The organism is Mycobacterium sp. IDUB_28 (assembly GCF_055419285.1).
Genome location: NZ_JBVAXK010000004.1, coordinates 477344 through 486017, shown reverse-complemented (window position 1 = coordinate 486017; position 8674 = coordinate 477344). Strand labels below are relative to the sequence as shown.

The window sequence follows — 8674 nt, the reverse complement described above, 5'->3', positions numbered from 1 at the left end:
ACCTTCAATCACTCGGCTACGACACGCCGGTACCGCTGATCAGGTCCGACTCGTACACCACTCTGCTGGACGCAACCTTGGTGCGCAAGGCCAGCCGCTCATCCAGATTCCGGGTGTCACAGTCCAATCCGATGATGACCGTGTCCCAGCGGGGCTTACCGATGCGCGGCGCGTGGGCCGAGAACGGCTTGCCGGTCAGTTCGATCACTTCCAGCGCGCGTACCGTGCGACGCGTGTCGGCAATCGGAATCGCGGCCGCTGCGGCAGGGTCGCGGCGTTCCAACTCCAGGTGCAATTCGGCGGGTCCCACCTCGGACAACCGCTGCTCCCAGCGGGTGCGAACCGCTTGGTCGGTATCGGGAAACTTCCAATCATCAAGCAGCGCTTGGACGTACAGCATCGACCCGCCGACAAGTATCGGCAGCGCACCCCGGGCGAGGATCGCTTCGACATCGGCCTTGGCGGCCTGCTGATACCTCTCGACACTGGCGGCTTCGGTGATATCGAGGACGTCCATCTGGTGATGCGGAATGTTCCGGCGTTGGGCATACGGCAACTTCCCGGTTCCGATGTCCATGCCCCGATACAGCCGGGGTGCCTCCGCGTTCACCACCTCCACAGCACACTTGCCACCGAGTCTTTCGGCGACGTGCAGAGCGAATTCGGACTTGCCAGTCCCTGTGGGTCCGATGATCGCCATCGGCCTCATGCTCGCTCCATCCCGTCGGGACATTCGCCCCTTCGCACCGGCATTCCAGTGGCCTTCCTGCGACGACAGCTATTCCGTGCAGCGCACACACGCCGAATGAGAAAAGGATCGGATGGGTCGTATCGCCAGGCCGTCTCGCAAAAGATCAGGTCCTCGCGCTACCGGAAATCCGGACCCCTTACCCTCTCCAAACGGGTTGCGATGTCAGATGACCCACGACTCACCGAGCAGGTGGTAGTCGTCTATTTCGTCGTCTGCGGCGACCGCGTGCACATACTTTTCGGGCTCGTCGGAATAGATCTCGACGATCGAAATCGCGGGCTCCCTGAAGCCGAAGTCGCCGTCGATGTCGGTGTGCAGTATCTGGAACGTTATTTCGATCATGCACATTTTCTCGACCCCGGCAGGGGTGTTATGCAGGAGGACCATCTGGGAGACCCGCCCGCTGGGATGTTTGGGCGGCTGACGACCGTTGGCGAACTCGTCTTCGATGTCGTAATAGCCGGGGAACCAGGTGTTGGTGTAGATGCCCATTTTGAGCAGGAGGTTCATCATGGGTATCCCGACGTATCGCGCGGCGAATTCGTAGGGCGCATGGGGCAGGCGCTTGCGGTGGGTGTAGGTATAGCGGTCGTCGGCCCAGAGAAAGTCATGGTATTCACTGCAATAGGTGAAGTATTTACTGTTCCGGAAGTCTGCCAGGCCCTTCTTGAGTGCAGCGCGCAGCTGTGCTTCCAGCTCGACGTAAAACGGGGCTTTGTTCACAAATCACCTTTCTTGACCGCACCGAACAACCCGTTGCCGGTGAGCAGTTGATCGGGATCGTATTCACGTTTGAGCTGCGCGAGCCGGGTGTAGTTGGACGCGTAGACGGCGCGCGGATCCGTGCTGCCATAGTTCTGGTAGAGCGATTTGCCCAGCATGTGACCCGACATCGCCTGCCAGCAGTCGTCGGCGTAGCTGACATGTTCCTCGGGCGGCTGCCGCTCCTCCCAGGCCGAGCAGATCAGCAGGTTGTAGGTCGCGCTGCGGTGCGGGAATGCGGTGTCGCTGGGAGCGTGGTGGTTGATCCGACCACCTACGTGTTCCACCGAGACCAGGCTGCGCGGTGAGGTGATGGTGTCCACCTGATCCAGCAGTGTTGCGGCGGCCTCAGCGGTCAGCGATCCCGCGCCCAGATATCCGGCCCGCCAGTAGTAGTGCTTGCCGTGGGGCACATGCGCATCGAGCATGCTCTGCAACTCGGAGTAGCGGATCTTGCCGATCTCGTCGCGCAGGGGTGTGCCCAGTGCGCGCACGCGTGCGACCAGCCGTGCATGGTCGGTGGCAGGCAGGTAGGACAGCAGCGACAGGACGCAGACGCGTTGATCGTCGACCTGCATGAAAGTGAGATACATGGTGACATCGTCACTGCACTGGTCAGTGAACTCGCGGTAGAAGTCGAAGACGGCCTTCGCGTCGGCGATCCCGAAAGTTATTGAGCCACCCGATACTTCGGGACCGACCTCGTGCAGTCGGTAATGGAAGGAGGTGGCGATCCCGAAGTTGCCGCCACCGCCGCGCAGGGCCCAGAAGAGATCGGGATGGTTCTCGCGGTCAGCGCGTAGGTATTCACCACGGGCCGTCACGACGTCGACGGCCAGGAGGTTGTCCGAGGCCAGACCGTGGCGCCGGGACAGCCAACCATAACCGCCCCCCAGCGTGAGTCCTGATATCCCGGTGTGCGACACCGTGCCCAGTGGTGTGGCCAGCCCGAATTGCTGAGTCTCGTGGTCGAATTCGCTGCCGAGCAGACCAGCCTGGGCCCAGGCGGTCTTGTCCTCGCGATGGACGACAATCCCTTTCAGAGCGGACAGGTCGATGACGATGCCGTCGTCGATCATCGCGTGTCCGGCGACGCCGTGGCCGCCCGCGCGGACGGCAACCGGCGTTGACCGAGCGTTGGCAAACCGCACCGTCTCGACGATGTCAGACACCCCGCGGCACTGGACGATCATTGCGGGATGTCTGTCGACACGGCCGTTCCACAGGCGCCGCGCCGAGTGGTAGTCGTCATCCCCCTTGACCAGAAGTCGGCCACGGAGATTGCTGCGCAACAGGTCAACACCGGTCATACTCAGGCCTGCTCTGCCGGAGGGCGCCGAACCGAATTTGTGCGTACCGCGTCAGATCGTCGATATGGTCGGGCGCGGCTTTGCCGACGGCGACGGCGCCCTCGAAGTACGCCTCCCGCAATATGTCGCAGAGGTGCAGGGTCAGCATCCGGCCGTAATCTTCGTAGGTGGCAACGCAGGTGGACAGTCGGTCCGCCCAGTTCGCCACACCGGTTGGCTCCGACAGGCAGTCCTTGACGAAGGCAATCATGTTCTTGTGGTGAGAGCTGCACAGGTTTTCCAGAACGTGTTGCTGCGGAGTGTCGATTCCAAGACATTGCGCCAGTTCTTGGCCCCACATCGTCGCTTCGGGCCAGAGCTGAAGTGCGCTCAACAGACCACACGCCTGCACATAGCTGTCGGTCTCGTTGTTCCGGAGAACCTCGGTCTGGGTGACGACAAATGCATTGGTGTACCGGACCACTTTGTAGAGAAAGGCGGTCAGCGGTTGCAGTGACTCGGGCATGGGCGCCACTGCGCCTTCGACGAACACGTCGGGCATGCCGAGCGTCTTGGCTGCCGAGCCGTGCGCAATCTCGAATTCTTTGGTGATGTCGGTCCCGGCCAGCATCGACAAGATGGTGTCACCGCCGATATGGATGGCCAGAAACCCGGTGATGTCGAGGACATTGTTTCGACAGATGACCCGCACCCGGCAACGCGGGTCCGTTGCGGTGGCGACATCCCACGGATACAGGCGGGCCGCCACGGCCGGCCGCGCGCCCGTGGCCGGCTGCACACAAAAATGGAGTCGCCGCTGTTCGCGTAGACGTCGGAACGCGTCGTCCACCAAAGCGGAATGCATGGCGATCGCCGTACGCAATGCGGTGTGAATGCGCCGCACGAACACCGCGTCGCCCAACACGTAGAGGTGCGCCGGGCCGTCGAGTAACTGAAACAACTCGCCCGCGCGCTGCTGCACGAGACCAACCAGGTTCGGATGCGATACCAAGGTCATGTCCCCGTCCACCAGAGCACGCAGCTCAGCGGGGACGTTCGCCCCTTCCAGCCATACTGCGGCGGCGCGGGCATTCTGGTGTTGTCCGAGCGCTATCCCCATGCCAAGGCAGTCGACATCGGAGAAGATGACGACGGGTGAAGGTTGTTTCGGTGGCCGGCAGAACGCACCTGGTTCGCGCTCTACGAAGCGAATCGACGCGATGTCGTCGACCACAGGAGCCCAGAAGATCGTTTCGTTGCCGCCCGGGTCTCGGCGCACAAAATTCGCCAGAAGCGTTGCGCGCGTTCCATCCCGGTGCTCGATACCGATGGCCGCGCGGTCGCCGGGCAGCCAGCCCAGATCGCGTACCGGCAACCTCCACAATCGCGAGGTGCAGCCATCGGTCTGCACCGGGAGCACATGGGCATGAGCACGCCGCGAGCCGCTGAGTCGTTCGGCCGCACTCACCCGCAAGTGGCGGTTCGCCAGTTCCCACCCCGGTGTCGAGGCGTTTCCTTCGATCCCCCCGTTGCTTCTCTCCCGACCACTGAGAATCGCCTGGTAGGAATAGGCGAACACTTTCCGGTGGTGCAACTGGAAGAAATACCCGTAGCTCTCGCACAGGAAGTGGTAGGCCTCGTCGAGTTCGGGGCAGCGCCCGCGATGCGTCGCGACGTACTCGGACACGGGCATATCACCTACGGCGGCAATCAATTCCCGCCACGCGGGCGGCAGCATTGCACGTGTTCTCGTCATGATCTGTCCGAGAAACGAGGTGTACTTGGTGCGCCCGATCAGCTGGTCCATGACGTGCCAGGCGGGCGCGAACAGCCCCGAAAAGCCCTCCTCGCCTTCGGACATCGCGGCTGTCCACCGTGCGGTGGTATTTCCCCACTCGACCGCGCTGACCCGGGTGTCGGCCGAGGCCAGCACTTCCTCGACCAGCGTTTGCCAGATCCGCGCAAGTCGGACTAGTTGTCCTGCCACACCCGCATGATCTTCGGCTTGCATAGCGCGTTGAATCGCCAAGGGAGCACTGACACCGGGGAAACGGGAGCAGATTTCGATGACGGAAAACCAGAACTGGTGTTCGGTCCTCGATAAAAAGAATGGCGCGAGCAACCGGCAGCTGTCGCCTCTGACGCGTTCGGGTGTGTAGCGTTCATCCCCGCCCCACACGAAGTTGGCGACAAACAAGTCACTTTCCACACAGGACCGATGCCGTCCCATTCGCCGCCACACTGCCTGCCAAGGCTGCATCACCTGCGCTTGCACAGGCGCCAGCACACTGTCGCCGACGGTAGGCACCAGGGTGCCCGCATGGAGACGCTGACTGCCTTCGTCCATCTCCTGCCAGCAGTATTTGAACCCGAGGGCAAGGACGCCCAGGACCATGTTCGCCCGAACCAGATACTTGTCCGGCAGCCCAGTGGGATCCAGCGCGGGCAGGCTCATCAAATTCCGGCACACCTGACCGGCGCGATACCAGGAAGGAATTTCAGCCAGGAATTCGTCCCAAACCCGCCATTGGGCAGGCAGACATCGCGGTAGCGGTTCCCGGGGCAGAAACTCGTAGTCCTGGCTGATAAATCCACGGTGGCCGTAAACATCGGTCGCGCTGTCTTTCAACAATGATTCGACAGGGGTCAAGGGCGGCACAATAACACCTCTCAGTGGAGACCAGCGGGTGTAAAAACTGCTCGATATCGGTGCTTGCCAAACGCGAGGTCAGGCACTATTTCTGCGCGTGTTGCTACCCAGTTCTGCTGCGGGACCGCATATCTCGTCTCGCTGTCGGTTGCCGGGCGAAACTCTTCATTGGGTGCCGCATTGCTCGAGTATCCAGTACTTAGTGGCGCAAAGTTCTGTCGTCCCGCGAATACTCATAGATTCTTCATATCTGACGCAGCGTTTCCTATCGCCACGCCCGCCGGACCTGCGGAGTTATTTGTTTTCTGGACAAGGGCCGAATAACCTCACTTTCCACGAATAGCAAGTTTTCGGGACACCTGTCCCCCGGAGAGAGGCAGGAAATTCGCGAAGAAATCCCGGGCCTCCTTTTCAGGGAGGGCCGAGTACGCGCAATTCGACCGTCGGCCCTCGTTGAGAGCGGTTACCGACGCCGACGCTGCAGCTGGGATCGGCCTTCCTACGGGGAATGCCGACGTGTCTCGATCTCCTTTAGAGGGAGATTCGAGCGAGGGGTGGCCCCGGCTCAGGTGCTGAATCTGAGCGGGACGGACGGAACTATAAACATGTGGTCCACATCACCGCAACCGGATCTCGTGAATTGCCTGAATGTTTCGCGATCTGGACAGCTGCGCCGACCAGGCCGGCGCACTTCACCAAAAGAGCTGGCGCCACCGTCTTTTGGGCAATGCACCAGCGTTCCGGGTGGGCCCGCCCGGCCCCAGTCCGGCCCGCGGCGCGAGCGGATGCACCTGCCATTGCTGCCGCGGGCTCGATACACCGCCGCGAAGTTCATCGGTGGCCGCTTAGAGTCCCCTGTCGGGGTCGGACCCGGAAGTCGCCCGTACGTTAGGGTCGGTTACGTGGCTGACGATGAACTGAGCCTTTCACAATCTGTCCGACACTGACGCCGGGAGAACACGCATGAGCGCCGAGCAGCCGACCATCATCTACACGCTGACCGACGAGGCGCCTCTGCTGGCGACCTACGCCTTTCTGCCGATCGTGCGTGCGTTCGCCGAGCCGGCCGGCATCACGATCAAGACCAGTGACATCTCGCTGGCGGCCCGCATCCTCGCCCAGTTCCCCGACGAACTCGACGAAGACCAGCGCGTTCCGGACAACTTGGCCGAGCTGGGCAAGCTGACCCAGCATCCCGACACCAACATCATCAAGCTGCCCAACATCAGTGCCTCGGTGCCGCAGCTGGTTAAAGCGGTCAAGGAGTTGCAGAGCAAGGGCTACAAGATTCCGGACTTCCCGCAGAACCCGAAGACCGACGAGGAAAAGGAGATCCGCGCCAAGTACGCCAACTGCCTGGGTAGCGCGGTGAACCCCGTTCTGCGGGAGGGTAATTCCGACCGTCGCGCACCCAAGGCGGTCAAGGAATACGCGCGCAAGCATCCGCACAGCATGGGCGAGTGGTCGATGGCCTCGCGCACACATGTCGCGACGATGAAGCACGGCGACTTCTACCACGGCGAGAAGTCCATGACGGTGGACCACGCATGCGACGTGAAGATGGTGCTGGAGACCAAGAGTGGCGAGACCATCGAACTCAAGCCCAAGGTGTCGCTGAAGGACGGCGACGTGATCGACAGCATGTTCATGAGCAAGAAGGCGCTGTGCGAGTTCTACGAAGAACAGATGGAGGACGCGCACAAAACAGGCGTGATGTTCTCCCTGCACGTCAAAGCGACGATGATGAAAGTCAGCCACCCGATCGTGTTCGGGCATGCGGTGCGCATCTTTTATAAGGACGCCTTCGCCAAACACCAGGAGCTGTTCGACGAACTGGGCGTCAACGTCAACAACGGACTGGTCGACCTCTACGACAAGATCGAGTCGCTGCCCGCGTCCCAGCACGACGAGATCATCCGGGATCTGCACGCCTGCCACGAACACCGGCCGGAGCTGGCGATGGTCGACTCGGCCAAGGGCATCTCCAACTTCCATTCCCCCAGCGACGTGATCGTCGACGCGTCAATGCCGGCGATGATCCGCGCCGGGGGCAAGATGTACGGCGCCGACGGGCGGCAGAAGGACACCAAAGCGGTCAACCCCGAGTCCACCTTCTCCCGCATCTACCAGGAGATCATCAACTTCTGCAAGACCAACGGACAGTTCGATCCGGTCACCATGGGCACTGTCCCCAACGTGGGGCTGATGGCTCAGCAGGCTGAGGAGTACGGCTCGCACGACAAGACGTTCGAGATTCCCGAGGCCGGGGTCGCCAACATCGTCGACCTCGAAACGGGCGAGGTGCTGCTCAGCCAGAACGTCGAAGAAGGCGACATCTGGCGCATGCCGATCGTGCGGGACGAGCCGATTCGCGACTGGGTCAAGCTCGCGGTCAACCGGGCACGTAACTCCGGCATGCCGGTGCTGTTCTGGCTGGACCCCTACCGCCCGCATGAGAACGAGTTGATCAAGAAGGTCAACACCTATCTGAAGGATCACGACACCGAAGGTCTGGACATCCAGATCATGTCCCAGGTGCGATCCATGCGATACACGCTCGAGCGCCTGATCAGAGGCTTGGACACCATCGCTGCCACCGGCAACATCCTGCGCGACTACCTCACCGACCTGTTCCCGATCCTCGAGCTGGGCACCAGCGCCAAGATGCTGTCGATCGTGCCGCTGATGAAGGGCGGTGGGTTGTACGAAACCGGCGCCGGCGGCTCGGCACCCAAACACGTTCACCAGTTGACGGAGGAGAACCACCTGCGCTGGGACTCACTGGGTGAATTCCTGGCGCTGGGGGCGTGTTTCGAGGACATCGGGATCAAGACCGACAACGAGCGGGCCAAGATCCTGGGCAAGACCCTGGACGCCGCGATCGGCAAGCTGTTGGAGAACAACAAGGGCCCGTCGCGCAAGACCGGTGAACTCGACAACCGGGGCAGCCAGTTCTACCTCGCGATGTACTGGGCGCAGGAGCTCGCCGATCAGGACGACGACGAGGACCTGAAGAAGCACTTCGGCAAACTCGCGGAGGTCTTCGCCAAGAACGAGGACAAGATCGTGTCCGAGCTGAACGAAGCTCAGGGTAAAGAGGCCGACATCGGTGGCTATTACTACCCGGATGCGGAGAAGACCGCAGCGATCATGCGGCCGAGCAAGACGCTCAACGACGCGTTGTCCGACGCCCGGGAATGACCGCCGGCCTGCCGCCCGGAG

Annotated in this window: 4 protein-coding genes and 1 pseudogene; 1 reads left to right on the top strand and 4 read right to left on the bottom strand. The window is 61.9% G+C overall.

Annotated elements, in window-relative coordinates; genetic code table 11:
• Positions 1-79: 79 nt before the first annotated feature.
• From miaA to ACZYZ9_RS11695, 4 genes and pseudogenes are all read right to left on the bottom strand, one after another.
• Positions 80-709: pseudogene (gene miaA / locus ACZYZ9_RS11710) on the bottom strand (tRNA (adenosine(37)-N6)-dimethylallyltransferase MiaA); the annotation flags it as partial.
• Positions 710-913: 204 nt separating this feature from the next.
• Complete coding sequence (locus ACZYZ9_RS11705; protein WP_463826411.1) at positions 914-1474, bottom strand: hypothetical protein; 561 nt, start codon at positions 1472-1474, stop codon at positions 914-916.
• Positions 1471-2823, bottom strand: a complete 1353-nt coding sequence (locus ACZYZ9_RS11700; protein ID WP_463826410.1) for an FAD-binding oxidoreductase — start codon at positions 2821-2823, stop codon at positions 1471-1473. The genes ACZYZ9_RS11705 and ACZYZ9_RS11700 overlap by 4 nt, the downstream gene beginning before the upstream one ends.
• A complete protein-coding gene (locus ACZYZ9_RS11695; protein WP_463826409.1) occupies positions 2810-5452 on the bottom strand; it encodes a cytochrome b5 domain-containing protein in 2643 nt (880 codons plus the stop codon). Before ACZYZ9_RS11695 ends, ACZYZ9_RS11700 begins: the two co-directional genes overlap by 14 nt.
• 963 nt (positions 5453-6415) lie before the next feature.
• Here ACZYZ9_RS11695 and ACZYZ9_RS11690 point away from each other — a divergent pair.
• The gene (locus ACZYZ9_RS11690) at positions 6416-8653 is read left to right on the top strand and encodes an NADP-dependent isocitrate dehydrogenase (protein WP_463826408.1); all 2238 of its coding nucleotides are present in this window, start codon (positions 6416-6418) and stop codon (positions 8651-8653) included.
• Positions 8654-8674 lie beyond the last annotated feature (21 nt).

What these genes read in the sequence shown, in the direction of transcription:
- ACZYZ9_RS11700 (WP_463826410.1), bottom strand. Translation starts at nt 2,823, where the DNA reads ATGACCGGTGTTGACCTGTTGCGCAGCAATCTCCGTGGCCGACTTCTG.
- ACZYZ9_RS11690 (WP_463826408.1), top strand. Translation starts at nt 6,416, where the DNA reads ATGAGCGCCGAGCAGCCGACCATCATCTACACGCTGACCGACGAGGCG.